Raw genomic sequence first — 20,881 nt, 5'->3', positions numbered from 1 at the left:
GCCAGGAGTCGCGCCATGTCTGAGTCCCTGCCGTTGAGCGCCGGCGTGTCGCGCTCGCGCGCCCTGGCGCGCCTGTTGGGCTACAGCCTGATCGGTCTGCTGCTGTTCTTCGTGCCGTTCGAGATCGCCGGGCGTTCGACCATCCTTCTCGACCATGCGGCCAGCGCCCTGCAACTGCATGCGCGGCCGCTGGTGATCGGCGTGGCGCTGCTGTTCATGCTCTACGGTGCGCTGGCGCCCTGGCTCGACGGCAGCTGGCGGCGCAGCCTGACCCATAGCGTATTCAGCGTGCTCAAGGTGTTCGGCCTGCTGATCGGCGTCGCCTATCTGCTGCAGCTCGGCCCGCAGGCGTTGTATCAGCCGGGCATGCTGCCGTTTTTGTTCGACAAGCTGGTGCTCAGCCTGGCGCTGATCGTGCCGCTGGGCTCGCTGGCGTTGGTGTTCCTGATCGGCTTCGGCCTGCTGGAGCTGATCGGCGTGCTGATGCAGCCGGTGATGCGGCCGATCTGGCGCACGCCGGGCAAGTCGGCGATCGACGCCGTGGCATCCTTCGTCGGCAGCTACTCGGTGGGCCTGCTGATCACCGACCGCATGTACCAGCAGGGCCATTACAGCGTGCGCGAGGCGGCGATCATCGCCACCGGTTTCTCCACCGTGTCGGCACCGTTCATGGTGATCATCGCCAAGACCCTGGGCCTGATGGGCCAGTGGAACCTGTATTTCTGGGGCGCCATGGCGGTGACATTCGCCGTCACCGCGATCAGCGCGCGTATCTATCCGCTGTCACGTCTGCCATCCGAGTCCAAGCCCGAGGCGCAACTGCAACCCGGTGACAGCCGTCTGGGCAGCGCCTGGCGCGCCGGCCTGCAGCAGGCGAGCAACGCGCCGTCGCTGGGCTCGGCACTGCGCGAAACCTTCGTCGATGGCCTGCGCATGACTGCCGCCATCCTGCCGAGCATTCTCGCTGTCGGTCTGCTCGGCTTGCTCGCCGCCAAGTACACCCCGCTGTTCGATGCCCTCGGCGTACTGCTTTACCCGCTGACCTGGATGTTCGGCCTGGATGAACCCATGCAGGTGGCCCGCGCCATGTCCGCCGGGCTGGCGGAGATGTTCCTGCCGGCGATGCTGCTCAAGGACGCCGACGTGTTGGTGAAGTTCGTCACCGCCATCGTTTCGGTGAGCAGCGTGCTGTTTCTCTCCGCATCGATTCCCTGCGTGCTGGCCACGCGAATTCCCCTGAGCCTGGGCCACCTGCTGCTGATCTGGCTGCTGCGCACCCTGCTCAGCCTGCTGCTGGCCATCCCCCTGGCTTACCTCGCGCAATTTCTGGGCTGGCTCTGACCGCCCACCCTTAACTCGTTCTCCACAGGAGCCCGCAAATGACCAAGTACCGCGACATCGAAATCCGCGCCCCGCGCGGCAACACGCTCACCGCCAAGAGCTGGCTGACCGAAGCGCCGCTGCGCATGCTGATGAACAACCTCGACCCGGACGTGGCCGAGAACCCCAAGGAGCTGGTGGTGTACGGCGGCATCGGCCGCGCCGCGCGCAACTGGGAGTGCTACGACAAGATCGTCGAGAGCCTGACCAACCTGAACGACGACGAGACTCTGCTGGTGCAGTCCGGCAAGCCGGTCGGCGTGTTCAAGACCCACAGCAACGCGCCGCGCGTGCTGATCGCCAACTCCAACCTGGTGCCACACTGGGCGAGCTGGGAGCACTTCAACGAGCTGGATGCCAAGGGCCTGGCCATGTACGGGCAGATGACCGCCGGTAGCTGGATCTACATCGGCAGCCAGGGCATCGTCCAGGGCACATACGAAACCTTCGTCGAAGCCGGTCGCCAGCACTACGGCGGCAACCTCAAAGGCCGCTGGGTGCTGACCGCAGGCCTGGGTGGCATGGGCGGCGCCCAGCCGCTGGCTGCGACCCTGGCCGGTGCCTGCTCGCTGAACATCGAGTGCCAGCAGAGCAGCATCGACTTCCGTCTGCGCAGCCGCTACGTCGACGAGCAGGCCACTGATCTGGACGACGCCCTGGCGCGCATCGCCAAGTATACCGCTGAAGGCAAGGCCATCTCCATCGCCCTGCTGGGTAACGCCGCCGAGATCCTGCCGGAGTTGGTCAAGCGCGGTGTTCGCCCGGATATGGTCACCGACCAGACCAGCGCCCACGACCCGCTCAACGGTTACCTGCCGATCGGCTGGACCTGGGCCGAATACAAGGATCGTGCAGCCACCGATCCGGCTGGCGTGGTCAAGGCCGCCAAGCAGTCCATGGCCGTGCACGTGCAGGCCATGCTCGACTTCCAGAAGATGGGCGTGCCGACCTTCGACTACGGCAACAACATCCGCCAGATGGCGAAAGAGGAGGGCGTGGCCAACGCTTTCGACTTCCCCGGCTTCGTCCCGGCCTATATCCGCCCGCTGTTCTGCCGCGGCATCGGCCCGTTCCGCTGGGCGGCGCTGTCCGGCAACCCCGAGGACATCTACAAGACCGACGCCAAGGTCAAGGAACTCATCCCGGACGACGCCCACCTGCACCGCTGGCTGGACATGGCCCGCGAGCGCATCAGCTTCCAGGGCCTGCCGGCGCGTATCTGCTGGGTCGGCCTGGGTCTGCGCGCCAAACTCGGCCTGGCCTTTAACGAGATGGTGCGCTCGGGTGAGCTGTCCGCGCCCATCGTGATCGGCCGCGACCACTTGGACAGCGGCTCGGTGTCCAGCCCCAACCGCGAGACCGAGGCCATGGCCGACGGCTCCGACGCCGTGTCCGACTGGCCGTTGCTCAACGCCCTGCTCAACACCGCCAGCGGCGCCACCTGGGTGTCCTTGCACCATGGCGGCGGCGTGGGCATGGGCTTCTCCCAGCATTCGGGCATGGTCATCGTCTGCGATGGCACCGACGAAGCCGCCGCGCGTATCGCCCGCGTGCTGACCAACGACCCGGGCACCGGCGTGATGCGTCACGCCGACGCTGGTTACCAGATCGCCATCGATTGCGCCCGCGAGCAGGGCCTGAACCTGCCGATGATCGGCTGAGGAAAGAGATTCCATGAATACGCTTAACCTGAAACCCGGCCAGCTGACCCTGGCCGACCTGCGCGCCGCCTACCAGGCACCCGTGCAACTGCGTCTGGACCCCGCCGCCCATGAGGCTATCGAGGCCAGCGTTGCCTGCGTCAACCAGATCATCGCCGAGGGCCGTACCGCCTACGGTATCAACACCGGTTTCGGCCTGCTGGCCTCGACCCGCATCGCCAACGACGACCTGGAAAAGCTGCAGCGTTCGCTGGTGCTGTCCCACGCCGCCGGCATCGGTCAGCCGCTGGATGACGCAATGGTGCGCCTGATCATGCTGCTGAAGATCAACAGCCTGGCGCGCGGTTTCTCCGGCATTCGCCGCAAGGTCATCGACGCGTTGATCGCCCTGGTCAATGCCGAGGTCTACCCGCACATTCCTTTGAAAGGCTCAGTGGGGGCCTCCGGTGACCTGGCGCCGCTGGCGCATATGTCGCTGGTGCTGCTCGGCGAAAGCCAGGCGCGATACAAGGGTGAATGGCTGCCGGCCACCGAGGCGCTGGCCATCGCCGGCCTGGAGCCGATGACCCTGGCCGCCAAGGAGGGCCTGGCCCTGCTCAACGGCACCCAGGTGTCCACCGCCTACGCCCTGCGCGGGCTGTTCGAGGCCGAGGACCTGTACGCCGCCGCCAGCGTCTGCGGCGCGCTCAGCGTCGAAGCGCTGCTGGGTTCGCGCTCGCCCTTCGATGCGCGCATCCATGCCGCCCGTGGCCAGCGCGGACAGATCGACGCAGCCGCCGCCTTCCGTCACCTGCTCGGCGATAGCAGCGAGATCGGCCGCTCCCACGCCGCCTGCGACAAGGTGCAGGACCCGTACTCGCTGCGCTGCCAGCCGCAGGTCATGGGCGCCTGCCTGACCCAGCTGCGTCAGGCTGCCGAGGTGCTCGGCGTCGAGGCCAACGCCGTGTCGGACAACCCGCTGGTGTTCGCCGCCGAAGGGGAGGTGATTTCCGGCGGCAACTTCCACGCCGAGCCGGTGGCCATGGCCGCCGACAATATCGCCTTGGCCATCGCCGAGATCGGCTCGCTGTCCGAGCGCCGCGTCTCGCTGATGATGGACAAGCACATGTCGCAGCTGCCGCCGTTCCTGGTGGCCAATGGCGGGGTCAACTCTGGCTTCATGATCGCCCAGGTCACTGCCGCGGCACTGGCTAGCGAGAACAAGGCGCTGTCCCACCCGCACAGCGTCGACAGTCTGCCGACTTCGGCCAACCAGGAAGACCATGTTTCCATGGCTCCAGCTGCCGGCAAGCGCCTGTGGGACATGGCCGCCAACACCCGTGGCGTGCTGGCCGTGGAATGGCTCGGCGCCTGCCAGGGCCTGGACTTCCGTGAAGGGCTGAAGAGCACCCCAGCGTTGGAACAGGCGCGGCAGGCGCTGCGCGCCAAGGTGCCGTACTACGTCGAGGACCGCTTCTTCGCCCCGGACATCGCCGCGGCCGACGCTCTGCTCGCCGAGCGTGTGCTGACGCCGCTGCTGCCGGTCGGCATGTTGCCCTCGGTAGGCTGATACGCCTGGCTTGCGCCCGCCCCCGCAAGTGGGAGCGCGGCGCAAGCTCCGCTATCATCCGCGCACCGGGCATATCCAAGGAGCAGCCGTGACCAGTCCCACCCCGCGCTACAAGGCCATCGAGGATTTCCTCCTCGAGCGCATTCACGGCGGCGCCTATCCGGTCAATCATCAGATTCCACCCGAGGAACAGCTGGCGCGCGATTTCGCCGTCAGCCGCATGACCGCCAACAAGGCGATCCAGAACCTGGTGCAGAAGGGCTATCTGGTGCGCCAGGCCGGGCTCGGCACCTTCGTCACCGACCGCAAGGCCGAGTCGCCGCTGCACGAGGTGATGAACATCGCCAGCGAAGTGCGCGGCCGCGGTCATGCCTACAGCAACGCAGTGGTGCGCTGTGAAGCCATCGCCGCCGATGACGAAGTGGCCCTGCGCCTGGGGCTGCGCCTGGGCGCCGAGGTGTTTCACAGCATCCTCGTGCACCTGCAGGACGGTCTGCCGATCCAGCTCGAGGATCGCTTCGTCAACCCGCGTTGGGTGCCGCATTACCTGCAAAGCGACTTCACCCAGGTCACGCCCAACGAGGTGCTGGTCGCCAGTTGCCCGATCTCGGATGTCGAGCATGTGGTCGAAGCGGTACTGGTGGACGCGCGCACGGCCGAGCTGCTGCAGATCAATCCGGCCATGCCCTGCCTGAGCGTGATTCGCCGCACCTGGTCGGACGATCACCTGATCAGCTACGCGCGGCTGATCCATCCCGGCGACCGCTACAAGCTGCGTTCGCTACATAAGCGCAGAGCGTAGGGCGATTGGTAGGGTGCGCTGTGCGCACCAAGCACGCTGTAGTTCAGCAGACAGATTCGGTGCGCACGGCCTAGGCGGCCCCGCGACACCCTACGGAGCGGCGTCGCGATATCGAAAGCAGCGAGACCTCAATCAGTGATCAGCTGATCCACCAGTGACGGATCGTCGATAAAGCGGTTGCGCGTGCCCTGCAGCACCTCGATCTTGTCGTTGCGCGTCTTTTCCTCGGCATCCGGCGGGTCCATGCGGTGCCAGGCCTTGTACATTGGCACCAGGCCGACGATGGGCAAACCGTATTCGATGTGCATGTAGAAGATCGCGCGGGCGATATTGCCCTTGGCTTCGTCGCGCGGCTCCACCAGTTGGAAGCTGGTTTTAAGATCGCAGCCGATATCGGCGAACTTGCTCGGTATGTCATCGGCCAGTTCGGCGAACTGGGCATTGCGTCGTGCCAGCTCCACGCGGCTCAGCGCCGGGTAGTAGTTGTGCAGGTCGGCGACGATGTACGGATAGCGCGGGTTCATGATGGTGCATTGGCGGTCGGTGACGCAGCGCATCGCGCTCTTGAGCTGCTTGCTGCTGTAGATCGGGCTGGCAGTGAGGGTGCCGCTTTCACGAGCGAAGGTCTGGCCGCAATAGAGCGTGGTGCCGCCATTACCGTAAAGATCCTGCCAGAACGCCTGAGCAATGGCCTGTTTGACGTCGCCCAGTTGGGTCTGGCCATTGGCCAGGGAGAAGCTGCTGATGCAGGTTGCCAGGCAACCAAGAAGCAAGGTGACTGCGCGCATACTCTAGCCCCAGTGACCGCCGTTGTCGGAGTCTGTTGTTTTTGTAGGACAAGATGCAGTCTAGCAAGACGTACGTCACAAAAAACATGGCCAAATGCTTTCTCCCAATCTGGAATGGCCCGAGCAAAGTCAGGCGGCTGACAGAGGGAGAATTCGTGTAAGCCATGGCTTACACGATGTCACGATTTTCGCCACTGTCGGTCGATCAGGTACGGGCGTACTCTGCTGTACATGGATTCAGCGCAGGAAGCGCCTAGACGAACAGGGACACGCTGGACAGCCGCCAGGATGGTGAGCAGATCAAGGATGTCAGGACAACAGTCTGCAAGGCCCCGCAATCGCGGGGTTTTCTTTTTTGGGCGCTCGCCCACATTCATTCAATCCTCCCTCGCATTACCCACCTAGTGCGCGCCGCGCGTGCCGGACTTTTACGCTGATCGGCGCGATCTCAACCCAGCAACTGCCTTAGCGCACTGGGCGACAGGCCCGTCCAACGCTTGAACGAGCGACGGAAGTTGGTGCTGTCGTGGAACTGCAGGTAGGCGGCCACTTCGTCGTTGCTGTAGCCCTTTACCCGGTACAGGTACAACGCCACGTGCTTGCGCACCAGGTCGAGCTGTTCCTGAAAGTGGCTGTCGTGCTTGCCCAGCTTGCGCTTGAGGGTAGCGGGGCTCATGGCGAAAGCGTGCGCCACCTTGTCCAGATTCGGTGTCTCGCGAATCTGCTCGTGCAGGTGGTCGTAAAGGCGATCCAGCAGGCTGGCGGAAAATCCCAGCGCCTCCAGTTGCGCCAGGCTCTGTTGTTCGGCCACCTGCCCGGCAGTGAGCGAGGCGCCGGGCCAGGGACGGGTCAGGTATTCGCGTGGCAGGCTCATCATGTCCACCTGGCGCGCGAACGCCACGTCCTCGCCAAGGTGTACCCAGTACTGTTCGATATAGCGTGGCTGCTCATGGGCGAACTCGAACTGCCAGGGCAGGCGTTCGCCAGCCAGCCAGCGGCTGCTCGAGGCCAGCGCGGTCATGCTCGCCTCGAGCAGGAATCGTCGCTGCTCGCCGCAGCCGCAGGCATCCAGCCAGACGATGTAGACGCGCTGTTCGTCGAGTAGCAGGCGTGGCGCCAAAAGCGGGCTGAGCAGGGCGCGCAGACGCACCAGCAGCTCCAGCGACTGTTGCAGGTCGGCGGCCTGCTGCAGGGCCTGGCTGGCGGCACCGTAGTGGCCCGGCAGCAGGCGCTGGCCGAACAGAAAGCTGCTGTCGTCGGCATCCAGCAGGCGTCGCGCGTTGTCGATCAGTTGCAGGAACTGCTGCGGGCTGATGCGCGCCTGGCCGCTGAGAATGTCTTCGTGAAACAGGCCGCTACCGCGCAGCAGGCGATGGCTGTCCAGCTCGCGCGCCAGGGCCAGGTCGAGCAACAGCGCCGGTTGATGGTGGGCGGCGATGAAGCGGCTGTCGCGTTCGTACCAACTGCCCTTGACGGCCATGGCGTCTTCCTCAGGCGCGCTTGGCTGCGGGCGTCTGCTTGACGCGCGCCAGGGCCAGGTTGAGGCGCCTGAGCAGGCTGTCACCATCCTCGTCCTGGGCCAGCACGCTGGCCACGCCGGCTGACAGATACAGGCGTTCGCCGTTGCGGCTGCTGCGGTAGGCCAGGTGGCGTACGGCATCCTGCAGCTCGCCGGCGATCTGTTGCGCCTGCTGCGCGCCGGTGCCTGGCAGCAGCGCGACGAAGCGATCGCCGGCCAGACGGCAGAGCAGATCCTGACGACGCAGGTTGAGCAGCAACAGCTGGGTCAGGTTCTGCAAGACCAGGTCACCCTCGGCATGACCATGCTCGCGATTGAGGCGGTCGAAACCATCCAGATCGAGAATCACCAACGCGAGGGGCTGGCCCTGTTCGTGGCTCTGCTGCAGCGCCTGCTGCACCTGCAGACGCAGGTACTCGGCGCCGCCCAGTGGGGTGAGTTTGTCGAACAGGCGGTGTTCGCGGAACAGCCGCTCGCGCTTTTCCATCTGCGCGCTGATCGCCAGCTGCTCGCGGTGCCAGTGGTAGATGCCCAGGGTCATGAGAATGAAGCCTACCGGCATCGGTCCGGACTCCAGCCACTTGTCCCAGTGGACGCTGGCCGGCAGTTGGACGAACTCGTCCACCGAATCCATCCACAGCGAGAAGAACAGGCAGGCCAGGCCGCAGAACAGCAGGTTGGTCACCCGCCCGGCCGGGCGGCTTTTCAGTAGCAGGCCGATCCACAGCAGCACCAGCAGCGCCGAGCCACCTTCGCCGAGGATATCGGTCCAGTTCCATTCACTGGTGGGTTTGATATGGCCGGCGATCAGATGAGCGAGCAGGCCGAGGTTGGCCAGCAGTAACAGGCCGGCGAGTTTCCAGGCATGCAGTTTCAACAGGGGCGGCATCGGGCGGGCTCCGCAGGCTTCAATGACGGCCAGCAGAACAGAGGCTCATGACACTTTGGTTGCAGCGGGGGAGGTCGATTTGGCTCAGGTCAGTTGCACGATTTTTTTGCTCAGGATGCGCTGCGCGCACCGACTCTGGGGGCGCGCACCTGTAGCGCCGGGCTCGTTGCAGGCGCCCATCGGGCTCTGAGCTGTGCTGCGTCAGGTCATTTTGGCTCATCTGCTGCGGATATTGCCGACAAAACCCGGTATTTCACCGCATGCGCTGCAGGGCTGTCACAGAAGCGTCATTCGCCCCACCTAGCTTGCGCCTCCAGCGAGCCGGCCCCGTGCCGGTGGATTTCACTCTTGGGGAGAGCAGGCCATGCGCCTAGGTCACAGCAGCACCCGCCATGCGGGCTTTCGTATCAGCACCCTGGCGTTGGCCATCGCCGCCAGTACCGTCGTCCTGGCCGAGGAGCCAGTGCTTCTCGAGCACATCGAGGTGGTCGGCCAGGCGGTGAGCATCGACAAGGCGCTGCAGGATCAGCGCCGCTCCGACAGCGTCACCAGCGTGGTGCACGCCGATGGCATCGGCCAGTTGCCGGATGACAACGCCGCCGAGGCGCTGCAGCGCATTCCCGGCCTGTCGGTGGAGCGTGACCAGGGCGAAGGCCGCTTTGTCAGCGTGCGCGGTATCGGCCCGGATCTCAACGCCGTGACCATCAACGGGACCCTGGTGCCGTCGCCTGAGAGTGACCGCCGCGCCGTGGCCCTCGACGTGCTGCCGTCCGAGCTGGTGCAGTCGCTGTCGGTGGTCAAGACCCTGACCCCGGACATGGACGCCAACTCCCTCGGCGGCACCGTGCAGGTCGAGAGCCTCTCGGCCTTCGACCACGACGGGCTTTTCTACACCCTCAGCGGCGAGGCCAGCTACGACGACAACAGTAGCCAGACCAGTCCGAAATTCTCCGGTGCGATCAGCGAGCGTTTCAGTCTTGGCGACGGTATCGACAACTTCGGTGTGGCTGCGGCGCTGAGTTGGCAAAAACGCGATTTCGCTTCGGACAACGTGGAAACCGGCGGCGCCTGGGATTTCAGCGACGGTGCCCGGCTCGAAGAGCTGGAGCAGCGCGCCTACGACATCCGCCGCGAGCGCACCGGCTTCGGTCTGAACTTCGACTACAAGCCGGACGACGCCTCCAGCTACTACCTGCGCACGCTCTACAGCCGCTACAAGGACACGGAAACGCGCAACGCCGCCGGCGTCGAGTTCGCCGACGCGCAGTTGCCCGGTGAGAGCGGCGAGGCCGAAGGCTGGCGTGAGCTCAAGAGCCGCGAAGAAACCCAGCAGATCCAGTCCTACGTGTTCGGCGGCGAGCGCAGCCTGGGCCTGTGGACGGTCAGTGGCCAGCTCGGCTACAGCAAGGCCAGCGAGAAGACCCCGGAAGGCATCGCCGGCGCCACTTTCGAGGGCAACGAAGACTTTGCCGATGTCGGCTTCGGCGGCACGCGCAAGCCGAAGTTGACCATCGGCTCGGCCTTCTACGACCCGGCCAACTTCACCCTCGACGAGGTGCAGTGGGAGAAACAGAAGACCACCGACACCGAAAAGAACATCAAGCTCGACCTGGCCCGCGACTACGAGCTGAGCGGCTATGCAGCACAGGCCAAGTTCGGTGGCAAGCTCAGCCGGCGCAAGAAGGACAACGACCTGGAGGCGTGGGTCTACGAAGACCTGGGCGACTTCGGCCTGACGGACGAGCAGCTCAACCTCGGCCAGTTCGTCAAGGGTGAGGTCGACTACGGTCTCGGCCGCTTCGGCCCGGGCATCAGCGCCAAGGCCATCGAGCGCCTGCTCGCCGGGCTGAACAAGGCTGACTTCTACGACGAGGAGGAGTCGCGCATCAACGATTTCAAGATGCGCGAGGACATCAACGCCGCCTACCTGATGAACAGCGTCGACATCGACGACTGGCGCTTTATCGCCGGGATGCGCTACGAGGGCACCGAGTTCGAGGCCAAGGGCACCGGCCTGCGCGACGACGCCTATGAGTCGATCAGCAGCCGCAAGCGTTACGACCACTGGCTGCCGGGCCTGCACGCACGCTACCAGCTCGATGACCACACGCAGATCCGCGCCGCCTGGACCAACTCGGTGGTGCGTCCGACCTTCGGCCAGCTGGCACCCGGCTTCGTCATCGATGGCGATGAGGCCAGCTTCGGCAACCCCGATCTCAAGCCGCTGGAGTCGAGCAACTTCGACCTCGGCATCGAGCGCTACCTGGGCCGCGCCGGGGTGGTCTCGGCCTTCGCCTTCTACAAGGACATCGACAACTTCGTCTACGCCACGGACCTGGCCGGCAGCGGCGCCTGGGCCGATTTCAGCGAGGCCAACACCTTCGCCAATGGCGCCAGCGCCAAGCTGTACGGCATCGAGCTGGCCTACTCGCAGAAATTCGACTGGCTGCCGGCACCTTGGAACGGCCTGCTACTCGGCGCCAACGCCACCTTCAGCCGCTCCGATGCGCGCATCGAAGGTCAGGGCAGCAAGCGCAGCATCGATCTGCCGAACCAGTCCGACCAAGTCGGCAACCTGACTCTGGGCTGGGAGAGCGACAAGCTCAGCCTGCGCCTGGCGGCCAACTACAAATCCAGGTACCTGGCCGAAGTGGCAGCGGTGGACGACAAGGCTCACGACCTCTATGCCGATTCGCAGCTGTTCGTCGACTTCAGCGCCGGGTATTTCCTCAGCGACAACCTGCAGCTCAAGTTCGAGGCGCAGAACCTCACCGACGAGTCCTATTACCTCTATACCGGCAACCGTCGCTACAACGCCCAGTACGAGGAATACGGCCCGACCTACAAGCTCGGCCTGACCTTCACCCACTTCTAATGCACTGCCCTGCGCGCCCGCCGGGTAGCGCAGGGCGACCCGTAAAAGGATCGCCCCTCTGATGAACCGTGTCTTTTCTCCCACTCCCCTGGCCCTCGGCCTGCTCGCCGGTGTCCTGAGCCTCGCTGGTTGTGAGCCACAGGCGCCGGCTGCCCAGGCCCAGCCCGCGGCAGTCGAGACTGCGCCGCTGGCGCCACAGGCCTGGCAGCCGGCCACCGAGATCGCCGTCGAAGACCTGCAGCTGTTGAGCGAAACCTCGTTCTGGCCGGGCGCACGCTTCCTGCTCAGCAGCGAGAAGCAGGGCCTCTACCTGCTCGACGAGCAGGGCACCAAGCTGGCCCACCTGCCCGGGCGCTTCGGCGCCCTGGACCAGCGCAGCGATGCCGAGGGCCTGCTGCTGGCCAGCGTCGACATCGATCGCCAGCAACCCATGCTGGTGGCCCTGCGCGGCGCCGACCGGCGCTGGGGCGAGCCGGTGTACCTGCCGCGCGCCAGCTTCAAGGTGGACGGCCTGTGCCTGTCGCGCGACGCGGCCGACAACCAGTTCCTGTTCCTGGTCGGCGAAGAAGGCATCGGCGAGCAGTGGCTGGTGGCCCAGGCCCTGCAGCCGCTGGCCGAGCCGCGCCTGGTACGGCGCCTCAGTCTGCCACCGGCCAGCGAGCATTGCCGCGTGGATGATGGCGCCGAGCTGCTCTACGTCAACGAGGAGAACGTCGGCCTGTGGGCCTATGCCGCCGGCGCCGAGGATGACCTGATCCGCCAGCCGGTTGGCCTGCGTCAGCCGTTCGGCGATATCGCCGAGGCCATGGCCGGCATGGCGGTGGTACCGGGCGGGGTGCTCGCCCTCGATCCCGAGGCCGGTGTGCTGCACCGTTACGCCCACCAAGGTAAAGGCTGGCGCGCCGAGACGCCGCTGCCGCTGACAGGGCTGGACGAGCCGGAGCGCCTCGGCGCGCGGCCGGTCGAGGGTGGCCTGGAGCTGCTGATCAGCGGCGATAACGGCCTGTACCGCGCCCAGCTCGACTGGGCACCGGCCGCGCCGGCGCTGGCCAGGCCGCTGCCGGTGCTGACGCCGCTGGTACAGACCGACGAGGTGCCGAGCCTGGGCGACGCGGCGGACGACCCGGCGATCTGGCTGCATCCGCAGGAGCCGAGCCGCAGCCGCGTGCTGGGCACCGACAAACAGGGCGGCCTGCTGGTGTACGACCTGCAGGGCAGGCAGCTGCAGGACCTGCGCGTCGGTCGTATGAACAATGTCGATCTGCGTGCCGGCTTCGAGCTTGGCGGGCAGCGCGTCGATCTGGCAGTGGCCAGTAATCGCGACCATAACAGCCTGCACTTCTTCGCCATCGACCGCGCCAGTGGCGAGCTCAGCGACCTTGGCCAGGCGCCGACCGAGCTGACCGATATCTACGGCCTGTGCCTGTTCCAGGAACCCGATGGCGCCATTCACGCCATCGCCAACGACAAGGACGGCACCTTCCTGCAGTACCGCCTGGACGGCAGCAGCGGCCGTGTGCAGGCCACGCTGGCGCGCCAGTTCAAGGTCGCCAGCCAGCCGGAAGGCTGCGTCGCCGATGACCGTAATCAGCGCCTGTTCGTCGGCGAGGAGGATGTCGCGGTCTGGGTGCTGGACGCCCGCGCCGAAGCACCGGCCGAGCTGCAGCAGGTGATCGGCGTCGGCGAGGTGGTGCACGACGATATCGAGGGCCTGGCCTTCTACCAGGGCGCGCAGCGCGACTACCTGGTGATCTCCAGCCAGGGCAACGACAGCTACGTGGTGCTCGACGGCCAGGCGCCGTACGCCGTGCGTGGTGCCTTCCGCATCGGCCTGGACGCCGCGCGCGGCATCGACGGTGTGTCTGAAACCGACGGCCTGGAAGTGACCTCGGCCAACCTCGGCGGCCCCTGGAGTCAGGGGATGCTGGTGGTGCAGGACGGCCGCAAGCGCATGCCCGAAGGCCGGCAGAACTACAAATACCTGCCCTGGAGCGCAGTGGCCGAGGCCCTGGGCCTGGAGTGAACGCTTTTCACGGCCCGGATTTTGTCCGGGCTCCGGGTAGCAATAAAGAGAGTGCCCGCCACCCATGGCGGGCGCAGCAAGCAAGGAGTCGAAGATGCACAGTTCACTCGAACAGATGACCGTCTGGGGCCTGGTCAGCGAGGCCAGCCTGCTGGTGCAGGCGGTGATGCTCAGCCTGGTGCTGGCGTCGCTGGTCAGCTGGTACCTGATCGTCCAGCGTAGCGCCGTGCTGCGCCGCAGCGAACGCGAGGCGAAAGCCTTCCTGCAGCGCTTTCGCGGCAGCGCCGAGCTGGCCCAGCTGCAACGTGAGTGCGCCGCCGAAGCCGATCAGGACGCTGGTGTGCAGCAGCTGTTTCAGGCCGGTTACGGCGAGTACCTGCAGCTGCAGCGCGAGCCCGGTATTGCCGCCGACGCGGTGATCGAAGGGGTCGAGCGCAGCCTGCTGGTGGCCATCGCCGAACAGGAGGAGCGCCTGGAAAAGGGCCTGCCGCTGCTCGCCACGGTCGGCTCGGTGAGCCCCTACGTCGGCCTGTTCGGCACCGTCTGGGGCATCATGAACTCCTTCATCGGCCTGTCGCAGGTGCAGCAGGCCACCCTCTCCACCGTCGCCCCGGGCATCGCCGAGGCGCTGATCGCCACCGCCATCGGCCTGTTCGCCGCGATTCCCGCGGTGATCGCCTACAACCGCTTCTCCGCGCGCGTGGCAGGCCTCGGCGCGCGCTACTACAGCTTCGGCAACGAGCTGCAGGGACGCTTGCAGCGCAGGCTGCACAGCAGCGCCAGCCGCGTCGCCGTAGCGGCCTGAGGGGAACGTCATGCGCAGGCCGCAGAGCAAGCATGGCCCCAAGGCCGAGATGAATGTGGTGCCCTACATTGACGTGATGCTGGTGCTGCTGGTGATCTTCATGGTCACCGCGCCCATGCTCACCCAGGGGGTGCATATCGAGCTGCCCAAGGTGGCCGCCGAGGCGCTGCCCAGCGATAACCAGCAGCGCATCCTCACCCTGTCGGTGCAGGCCGACGGCAGCTACTACTGGAACCTCGGCAGCGAGCTGGACACCGAACTGGGCGCGGCCAGCGAGCAGGCCGTGGACCTGGCGGTGATGAGTGCGCGAGTGGCGCAACTGGTCGCCGAGCAGGGCGACACCCAGGTGTACATCCGCGCCGACCAGGCCGCCGACTACGCCAGTGTGGTGGCCGGTATCGCCGCCCTGCAGCAGGGCGGGGTGAGCAGCCTGGGACTGATCACCGAGGCGCCGCAATGAGCAGCCTGACCCTGCCCGCCGAGCACGACATACGACGCCCGTTCGTGCCGTCCGTGCACTGGCGCCGTCGTTGCGGCGCGCTGGCGGCCACCCTGGCCCTGCACCTGGGGTTGGGCGCACTGCTGCTCGCCCATTGGCAGATCGGCGAGCCTCTCGCGCCGCAGGTCAGCACGGTGCAGCTGCAACTGCTGACCCTGGCCCCGCCGGTACCGCCGGAGCCGCCTGCCGTGATTCCCGAGCCGACGCAGCCGGCGCAACCCGATCCGGCCATCGAACGCCAGCGTCTGGAACAGGCCGCCCTGGCGCGCAAACGCGCCGAGCAGCAGCGCCTTGAACAGGAGCAGCAACGCCAGCGCGAGGCGCAGCGGCGTGAACAGGAGCACCAGCGCCGCGAGGCCGAGGCCCGCGAGCAGCTCGAGCAGCAGCGCCTGGCCGAGCAGCGCGAACAGGTCGAGCGTCAGCAGGCGGCTGCGGCAGCCGAACGCGCGCGCCAGGCCGAGGCTGCGGCCGCCGCCAGCCGCGAGTTCCTGCCGATTGCCAAGCAGGCCCCGGCCTATCCGCAGCGCGCCCTGGACAAAGGCCTCGAAGGACAGTGCACGGTGCGTTACCGGGTCAACGAGCAGGGCCGGGTGGAAAACCCCGAGGCCGAACCCGACTGCCACCCACTGTTCGTCCGCCCCTCGCTGAGCGCGGCGAAGAGCTTTCGCTACCAGCCAAGGGTGATCGATGGCCGCGCCGTGGTGGTGGAGAGCGTGAGGAACACCTTCACCTACCGCATCGAATGACCACGCAGCGCAACAGAACCTGGCCCATACGCAGCCGGCCGACGCGCGCACCATCAGTCCCCTCGCACCTCTGGGGAGAGGGTTAGGGAGAGGGGGCATTTAACCGCGTATCCCCGACCCGGATGCAATCCGGGAACACCAGCCAGCACAGAGAAGCTCGATGAAGCACGATCCGCAGGACTTTCACCAACGCCTCGAAGCCCACGACGACCAGTCGATCAACCCCAGCGCCAACCCGTCGCTGGCGACGCTGATCGACCCCACCCGGCGCAACCTGCTCAAGGGCGGCCTGGGTCTGGCCGCCCTGGGTTTCTTCGGTGGCGGCCTGGCCGCTTGTAGCAAGGCGTCGGCCAGCCCGTTGCTGAACTTCACCAGCGTGCCGCTGCAGTTCGATCCCCAGTTCGACCAGGTGCTGGTGCCACCGGGCTACCGCGCCGTGCCGTTCTTCTCCTGGGGCGATGCGGTGGAGCCTGGCGCGACGGACTGGCGTCCGGACGCCAGCGACGACTGGCAGGCCCAGCTCAAGCAGGCCGGCGACAACCATGACGGCATGAATTTCTTCGCCTTCGAGGGCGAAGAGGATCGTGGCCTGCTGGTGATGAACCACGAGTACGTCAACCCGCCGTTGCATCCGTCCGGGGTGATCGATCAGAGCCGACCGCGGCCGCTGGACGAGGTGCGCAAGGAGCAGGCCGCCCATGGCGTCTCGGTGATCGAGGTGAGAAAAGGCTCGGACGGCCAATGGCACAGAGTCATGGATTCGCCCTACAACCGACGCATCAGCATGCTCACGCCAATGCGCCTGGCCGGGCCGCTGGCCGGGCTGGAGATGATGAAGACCGCCAGCGACCCCGAAGGCCTGACGGTGCTCGGCACCCTGAACAACTGCGCCACCGGTGTCACGCCCTGGGGCACCTTCCTCACCTGCGAGGAGAACTGGCACAACTACTTCATCAATCGCGACCAACAGGATTACCAGCGTCGTGTGTCGCACAAGCGCTACGGCCTGGCCACCGAGGGCACCAGCAAGAACTACGCCTGGGAAACCGCCGACGCGCGCTTCGACGCCACGCCCTATGCCGACCAGCCCCACGGCGGCCATGTCAACGAGCCGCACCGTTTCGGCTGGGTGGTGGAGATCGATCCCTTCGACCCCGGCGCGCAGCCGATCAAGCGCACCGCTTTCGGCCGCTTCAGTCGCGAGTGCGCGGCGCTGGCGCTCGGCGAGGACGGGCGCATGGCCTTCTATTCGGGCGACGACGCCCGCGGCGAGTACGTCTACAAGTTCGTCCCGAGCGGGCGCTTCGACGCCGCCAATCCACGGGCCAACCGCGATCTGCTGGACGAAGGCACGCTGTATGCCGCGCGTTTCGATGCCGACGGCAGCGGCCAGTGGCTGGCCCTGGTTCACGGGCAGAACGGCCTGAGCGCCGAGCACGGCTTCGCCAGCCAGGCCGAGGTGCTGCTCAACGCCCGCGCCGCCGCCGATCGCGCCGGCGCCACGCCGATGGATCGCCCCGAGTGGGCCACGGTGCACCCCGGCACCCGCGAGGTCTATGTCGCCCTGACCAACAACGACGGCCGTGGCGACAAGCAGCCCACGGACGCCGCCAACCCGCGTCCGCACAACCTGCACGGGCAGATCCTGCGTTTCAACGAGCAGGGCGGCGACCCGACCGCCACCGCCTTCACCTGGGAGCTGTTCCTCCTGGCCGGCGAGGCCAGGGGCGCGCGGACTGCTGGCGGCGAGCCAATGCCGGCCAACCTCACCGGCACCGTCAACGGTGACATCTTCTCCTCGCCGGACGGTCTGGCCTTCGACGCCGCTGGGCGGCTGTGGATCCAGACCGACTATGACGACGAAGAGGCGCCGATGCAGGGCATGGGCTGCAACATGATGCTCTGCGCCGACCCCGCTACCCGCGAGGTGCGCCGCTTCATGGTCGGCCCGCGCGGCTGCGAGATCACCGGCCTGGCCTGGAGCCCGGACGGCAAGGCGATGTGGGCCAATATCCAGCACCCGAGCCTCAGCTACCCGGCCAGCGATGGCCGCAGCCGCCCGCGCTCGACCACCGTGCTGGTGACCCGCCTCGACGGCGGAGTGATCGGCAGCTGATCGCTGCTGCAGCGACGCAGCCTCTCCGTAGGGTGCGCCGCGCGCACCGATGCCTGTGCCCGCCTTGGCTGGTGCGCGCAGCGCACCCTACGAGGTCAGGCCGCGCGGCGCTCGGCGTGCAGCTGCTCGAACCAGTCCAGCGTCTCGTCCCACAGACGCTGCGCCGCAGGGCGGAAATAACCCATATGACCGATCGCGCCCAGGCCCTCGGCCTGCGAGTCGAGCGTGCGCGCCCGATAGGGCGCGTTGACGTAGGCAGCCATGAAGGCATCGCGCGAGGCGGGTGGCGCCCACAGGTCGTCCAGGGCGTTGAGCGCCACAATGGGTGTACGCACCTGAGCGAAGCGCTCGGCCAGCCCCGGCATCTGCGGGTCGTCGAAGAAATAGCGCGGGAAGCGGCACCAGCGTTTCCACTGGCGGTACACGCCCAGCGGCAGGTCCTCACCCATGCCCAGCTTGCTCCAGGCCAGGTAGCCCTTGTAGCGCGTCATTAGCGGGCCGATCACTCGCCACATGGCCAGCACGCGAAGCTGTTCGGCCCTAGGCATCCAGCCATGCCAACCGGCGCCGGTACCGAAGGTGTAGAAGCCGGCGACCTGATCATGGTTGGGCAGCAGGCCAAAGGCGTGACCGCCGAAGGAATGGCCGACCATGAACAGCGGGCGCTCGGCGTGCCGGTGTTGATCCACTGCCGCGGCCAGGTCGAGATGGGCCCAGTCCAGATACTCCATCTCGAAGCCACGCAGGCTGTCTGGCCTGGATTGGCCGATGCCGCGGTAGTCCAGGGTCAGGGTATTGAAACCGCGACTGGCCGCATGCTCGGCGAATCGCCGGTAGAACCCCTGCGGCACCCCAGTGGCGCCGGCGATCAGCAGTTGCGCCTGGGGGCGCTCGGCGTGATAGCGCGTGGCGGCCAGCTGGTAGTCGTCGAGGGCGAGCAGGGGCAGGGTTTCGCGGCGGATGGCTGTGTTCATGCTGGCGGGGACTCCGTGCGGTGCTGGCGGGTCAGGTGGAGCAGGGTGGCGACGGCCTGTTTCAGCGGCTCGCTGCTGCCGGCGACACGCGCTTGCAGCAGACCGCCTTCGTAGAGTGCGACGAACAAGGCCGCGAGCCCTTCTGGCTGTGGGTAACCGTGACGTTGCAGTTGCTGCTGCAGTGCCTGGCGAATGGAGGTGAAGGCATTGGCCAGGGCTGCACGAATTTCATGATCCTGCGGACCGCTTTCCAGGGCCACGGTGGCCAGCGGGCAGCCGCGCTCGAAGGCGCTTTCCTGCAACTGGCCAAGCGCGCCCTGTAGCCAGATAGTCAGCGCATCGAGTGGATCGGACTGACGCTCGAAGAGCGCAGCGAATGCCTGCTCGGCGCGCTGGCCGACACGCTCGATGGCGGCCACGGCCAGTTCGGTCTTGCCGTTCGGGAAGTGGTGATAAAGGCTGCCCTTGGGCGCATCGGCGGCGGCCAGCAGTTCGTTCAAACCAACGCCATGCAGACCCTTGCGTTGCAGGGCATCGATCATGGCGTCGATCAGTTTGTCGCGAGTGGTCTTGGTCATGGCCTGGATTATGTAGACCGGTCGGTCTAGTGGCCAGTGTCATTCAGGTCGCAGATGAGGGCATATCGGCATAGTGAAGCGCCGCCCGGTGGGCGGCGCGCGGTATCAGGCCTGCTTGGCTACCCAGGCGGCATAGGCGTCGATGAACTTCTGCAGGAACGGCTTGATGCCGTCGCTGAGTACGCCGTTCTCGTCGAAGAAGTTGCCGGCGCCACCGAGATAAGCCTCCGGCTGCTGCAGCACATGCACGTCGAGGAACACCAGGCACTGGCGCAGGTGATGGTTGGCACCAAAGCCACCAACGGCGCCCGGCGAGGCACTGAGCACGGCGCCTGGTTTACCGCTGAAGCCGCTCTGGCCATAAGGGCGTGAGCCGACATCAATGGCGTTCTTCATCGGCGCCGGTATCGAGCGGTTGTATTCGGGGGTAATGAACAGCACCGCATCGGCCGCCTTGAGCTTGCTGCGAAACGGCGCATAGGAGGCCGGAGCGGTATCGCCATCGGCGTCTTCGTTGTACAGCGGCAGGTCGCCGATCTCGAGGATTTCCAGGTTCAGCGAGGCCGGCGCCAGGTCGGCCAGCGCCAGTGCCAGTTTGCGATTGATGGAAGCCTTGCGCAGGCTACCGATCAGCACGGCGACGTTGTAGGTCTTGCTCATGTGTACTCCAGAAGGTGTGGTGAGGAAGGAACAACCACTATAGACCCCGGATGTTTCAGCAGGTGCAGGGTTCGCGCCTCGTCACTCGCCGAACGCGTCCAGCAGATCGTCGGCGAAGGCCTTCTGCGCCTCGCTGGCGGGATGGCCGCGATGGCTGGCCAGACGAAACTGCACGGTGAAATCCCACTTGCCGGGCAGCGCGCGCAAGCCGCCGCGCTCTACCCAGGGCAGGGCGATGTGCTCGGGCAGATAGCCCAGGTGAGCACCGGAGAGGATGAACGCCAGGCTGCCTTCGACCTGTTCGCAGCGCGCGCTGCTGCTGCCGCCTTGCCAGGGTTCGTCGGCAGCGATGAACCGATAGGGATGCACCACGCGGTCGCAGGCCTGCAGGTCATCGGCGCTCGGCGTTTGCCGGTCGAACAGCGGATGCTGGCGGCCGCAGTACAGGCGCTGGCGTTCGTCGAACAGCGGCTGATAGTCCAGAGCCGTCTGGCTGCCGGAAAAATAGCCGATGGCCAGTTGTAGCTGGTCCTGCAGCAGACGTCGCTCCAGCTCGGCGGGCATGGCGCTGACCAGCTCGATCTGTACCGCCTGGTTGCGCTGGCGAAAACGCCCGATGGCCTCGCCGATTCGCTGTAGCACCTCGTCCGACAACGCTTCGGACAGGCCGATGCGCAGTTCGCCGAGCAGCTTGTCGGCCATGCCCTGGGCCTCGCCCTTGAAGGTCTCGATGGCGGCGAACAGCTTGCGCGTGGCGGCCAGCACCTGCTCGCCCTTGGGCGTCAGGCGAAAGCCGGCCTTGCCGCGTTCGCACAGGCGAAAGCCCAGGCGTGTTTCCAGCTTGGCCATCTGCGTGCTGATGGTCGACTGGCCGATGCCCAGCTCACCCTGCGCGGCGCTGAAGCCGCCGCTCTCCACCACGGTGACGAACAGCCGCAACAGTTGCAGGTCGAGGTCGCGCAGTTGGCTGAGCATGCGGGCTCCATACATTGATAGCTGTCAATGTTGAAGTAGAAC

17 protein-coding genes are annotated in these 20,881 nt (G+C 66.4%); 10 read left to right on the top strand and 7 right to left on the bottom strand.

All coding sequences use genetic code 11. The features are described from left to right. The first annotated feature begins 15 nt into the window (after nucleotides 1–15). The 4 genes from BM186_RS18660 (at nucleotide 16) to hutC (ending at nucleotide 5,392) form a co-directional block, all read left to right on the top strand. Nucleotides 16–1,341: a YjiH family protein gene (locus BM186_RS18660; protein ID WP_074917313.1), complete on the top strand. Its 1,326-nt coding sequence runs from the start codon at nucleotides 16–18 to the stop codon at nucleotides 1,339–1,341. 38 nt (nucleotides 1,342–1,379) lie between these two features. Then, nucleotides 1,380–3,041 carry a urocanate hydratase gene (hutU, locus tag BM186_RS18655; RefSeq protein WP_074917311.1) on the top strand — a complete coding sequence of 554 codons (1,662 nt, stop codon included), beginning with the start codon at nucleotides 1,380–1,382 and terminating at the stop codon, nucleotides 3,039–3,041. Between the two features lie 13 nt (nucleotides 3,042–3,054). Beyond that, nucleotides 3,055–4,590, top strand: a complete 1,536-nt coding sequence (hutH, locus tag BM186_RS18650) for a histidine ammonia-lyase (protein ID WP_074917304.1) — start codon at nucleotides 3,055–3,057, stop codon at nucleotides 4,588–4,590. An 88-nt stretch (nucleotides 4,591–4,678) separates the two neighbouring features. After that, complete coding sequence (hutC, locus tag BM186_RS18645) at nucleotides 4,679–5,392, top strand: histidine utilization repressor (protein ID WP_074917302.1); 714 nt, start codon at nucleotides 4,679–4,681, stop codon at nucleotides 5,390–5,392. Between the two features lie 128 nt (nucleotides 5,393–5,520). On the opposite strand, the gene BM186_RS18640 is transcribed toward hutC, so the two are convergent. The 3 genes from BM186_RS18640 to BM186_RS18630 form a co-directional block, all read right to left on the bottom strand. Then, nucleotides 5,521–6,180, bottom strand: a complete 660-nt coding sequence (locus tag BM186_RS18640; RefSeq protein ID WP_074917300.1) for an endonuclease — start codon at nucleotides 6,178–6,180, stop codon at nucleotides 5,521–5,523. 448 nt (nucleotides 6,181–6,628) lie between these two features. Next, entirely contained in the window at nucleotides 6,629–7,660 is a 1,032-nt protein-coding gene (locus BM186_RS18635; RefSeq protein WP_072424989.1) for an AraC family transcriptional regulator, read from the bottom strand. A gap of 10 nt (nucleotides 7,661–7,670) precedes the next feature. Next, the gene (locus tag BM186_RS18630) at nucleotides 7,671–8,588 is read right to left on the bottom strand and encodes a GGDEF domain-containing protein (protein WP_074917297.1); all 918 of its coding nucleotides are present in this window, start codon (nucleotides 8,586–8,588) and stop codon (nucleotides 7,671–7,673) included. A 364-nt stretch (nucleotides 8,589–8,952) separates the two neighbouring features. Here BM186_RS18630 and BM186_RS18625 point away from each other — a divergent pair, with 364 nt between their 5' ends. The 6 genes from BM186_RS18625 (at nucleotide 8,953) to BM186_RS18600 (ending at nucleotide 17,652) form a co-directional block, all read left to right on the top strand. Continuing rightward, nucleotides 8,953–11,463: a TonB-dependent receptor gene (locus BM186_RS18625; protein WP_074917295.1), complete on the top strand. Its 2,511-nt coding sequence runs from the start codon at nucleotides 8,953–8,955 to the stop codon at nucleotides 11,461–11,463. A 61-nt stretch (nucleotides 11,464–11,524) separates the two neighbouring features. After that, entirely contained in the window at nucleotides 11,525–13,486 is a 1,962-nt protein-coding gene (locus tag BM186_RS18620) for a phytase (RefSeq protein ID WP_074917293.1), read from the top strand. 94 nt (nucleotides 13,487–13,580) lie between these two features. Next, entirely contained in the window at nucleotides 13,581–14,291 is a 711-nt protein-coding gene (gene tolQ / locus BM186_RS18615) for a protein TolQ (RefSeq protein WP_074917291.1), read from the top strand. Nucleotides 14,292–14,301: 10 nt separating this feature from the next. Further along, nucleotides 14,302–14,751, top strand: coding sequence for a protein TolR (gene tolR / locus BM186_RS18610; RefSeq protein ID WP_012019904.1), 450 nt, complete (start codon nucleotides 14,302–14,304; stop codon nucleotides 14,749–14,751). Then, nucleotides 14,748–15,536 carry an energy transducer TonB gene (locus BM186_RS18605; RefSeq protein WP_074917289.1) on the top strand — a complete coding sequence of 263 codons (789 nt, stop codon included), beginning with the start codon at nucleotides 14,748–14,750 and terminating at the stop codon, nucleotides 15,534–15,536. Before tolR ends, BM186_RS18605 begins: the two co-directional genes overlap by 4 nt. Before the next feature lie 160 nt (nucleotides 15,537–15,696). Further along, nucleotides 15,697–17,652, top strand: coding sequence for a PhoX family protein (locus tag BM186_RS18600; protein ID WP_074917279.1), 1,956 nt, complete (start codon nucleotides 15,697–15,699; stop codon nucleotides 17,650–17,652). Nucleotides 17,653–17,747: 95 nt separating this feature from the next. Here the strand turns inward: BM186_RS18600 and BM186_RS18595 are convergent, their stop codons facing one another. The 4 genes from BM186_RS18595 to BM186_RS18580 all read right to left on the bottom strand — a co-directional run bounded on the left by BM186_RS18595 (nucleotide 17,748) and on the right by BM186_RS18580 (nucleotide 20,839). Continuing rightward, entirely contained in the window at nucleotides 17,748–18,626 is an 879-nt protein-coding gene (locus tag BM186_RS18595; protein WP_074917278.1) for an alpha/beta hydrolase family protein, read from the bottom strand. Beyond that, nucleotides 18,623–19,204 (bottom strand): TetR/AcrR family transcriptional regulator, encoded by a 582-nt coding sequence (locus BM186_RS18590; RefSeq protein WP_074917277.1) that lies wholly within the window; start codon nucleotides 19,202–19,204, stop codon nucleotides 18,623–18,625. Before BM186_RS18590 ends, BM186_RS18595 begins: the two co-directional genes overlap by 4 nt. A gap of 105 nt (nucleotides 19,205–19,309) precedes the next feature. Further along, nucleotides 19,310–19,864 (bottom strand): NADPH-dependent FMN reductase, encoded by a 555-nt coding sequence (locus tag BM186_RS18585; protein WP_074917276.1) that lies wholly within the window; start codon nucleotides 19,862–19,864, stop codon nucleotides 19,310–19,312. An 81-nt stretch (nucleotides 19,865–19,945) separates the two neighbouring features. After that, nucleotides 19,946–20,839 carry a LysR family transcriptional regulator gene (locus tag BM186_RS18580; protein ID WP_074917275.1) on the bottom strand — a complete coding sequence of 298 codons (894 nt, stop codon included), beginning with the start codon at nucleotides 20,837–20,839 and terminating at the stop codon, nucleotides 19,946–19,948. Between the last annotated feature and the right edge of the window lie 42 nt (nucleotides 20,840–20,881).

This window comes from Ectopseudomonas toyotomiensis, assembly GCF_900115695.1.
GTDB classification, from domain to species: Bacteria; Pseudomonadota; Gammaproteobacteria; order Pseudomonadales; family Pseudomonadaceae; genus Aquipseudomonas; species Aquipseudomonas toyotomiensis.
Note: the sequence above shows the minus strand (reverse complement) of the source record. Positions and strands in the feature narration are given on the sequence as shown.

Excerpts from the sequence above, each read along its gene's own strand:
- BM186_RS18640 (WP_074917300.1), bottom strand. The coding sequence starts at position 6,180 with ATGCGCGCAGTCACCTTGCTTCTTGGTTGCCTGGCAACCTGCATCAGC.
- tolQ (WP_074917291.1), top strand. The coding sequence starts at position 13,581 with ATGCACAGTTCACTCGAACAGATGACCGTCTGGGGCCTGGTCAGCGAG.
- hutU (WP_074917311.1), top strand. The coding sequence starts at position 1,380 with ATGACCAAGTACCGCGACATCGAAATCCGCGCCCCGCGCGGCAACACG.
- BM186_RS18605 (WP_074917289.1), top strand. The coding sequence starts at position 14,748 with ATGAGCAGCCTGACCCTGCCCGCCGAGCACGACATACGACGCCCGTTC.
- BM186_RS18600 (WP_074917279.1), top strand. The coding sequence starts at position 15,697 with ATGAAGCACGATCCGCAGGACTTTCACCAACGCCTCGAAGCCCACGAC.
- BM186_RS18630 (WP_074917297.1), bottom strand. The coding sequence starts at position 8,588 with ATGCCGCCCCTGTTGAAACTGCATGCCTGGAAACTCGCCGGCCTGTTA.
- BM186_RS18585 (WP_074917276.1), bottom strand. The coding sequence starts at position 19,864 with ATGAGCAAGACCTACAACGTCGCCGTGCTGATCGGTAGCCTGCGCAAG.
- BM186_RS18660 (WP_074917313.1), top strand. The coding sequence starts at position 16 with ATGTCTGAGTCCCTGCCGTTGAGCGCCGGCGTGTCGCGCTCGCGCGCC.
- BM186_RS18595 (WP_074917278.1), bottom strand. The coding sequence starts at position 18,626 with ATGAACACAGCCATCCGCCGCGAAACCCTGCCCCTGCTCGCCCTCGAC.
- BM186_RS18580 (WP_074917275.1), bottom strand. The coding sequence starts at position 20,839 with ATGCTCAGCCAACTGCGCGACCTCGACCTGCAACTGTTGCGGCTGTTC.
- BM186_RS18590 (WP_074917277.1), bottom strand. The coding sequence starts at position 19,204 with ATGACCAAGACCACTCGCGACAAACTGATCGACGCCATGATCGATGCC.
- BM186_RS18620 (WP_074917293.1), top strand. The coding sequence starts at position 11,525 with ATGAACCGTGTCTTTTCTCCCACTCCCCTGGCCCTCGGCCTGCTCGCC.
- BM186_RS18625 (WP_074917295.1), top strand. The coding sequence starts at position 8,953 with ATGCGCCTAGGTCACAGCAGCACCCGCCATGCGGGCTTTCGTATCAGC.
- BM186_RS18635 (WP_072424989.1), bottom strand. The coding sequence starts at position 7,660 with ATGGCCGTCAAGGGCAGTTGGTACGAACGCGACAGCCGCTTCATCGCC.
- hutH (WP_074917304.1), top strand. The coding sequence starts at position 3,055 with ATGAATACGCTTAACCTGAAACCCGGCCAGCTGACCCTGGCCGACCTG.
- tolR (WP_012019904.1), top strand. The coding sequence starts at position 14,302 with ATGCGCAGGCCGCAGAGCAAGCATGGCCCCAAGGCCGAGATGAATGTG.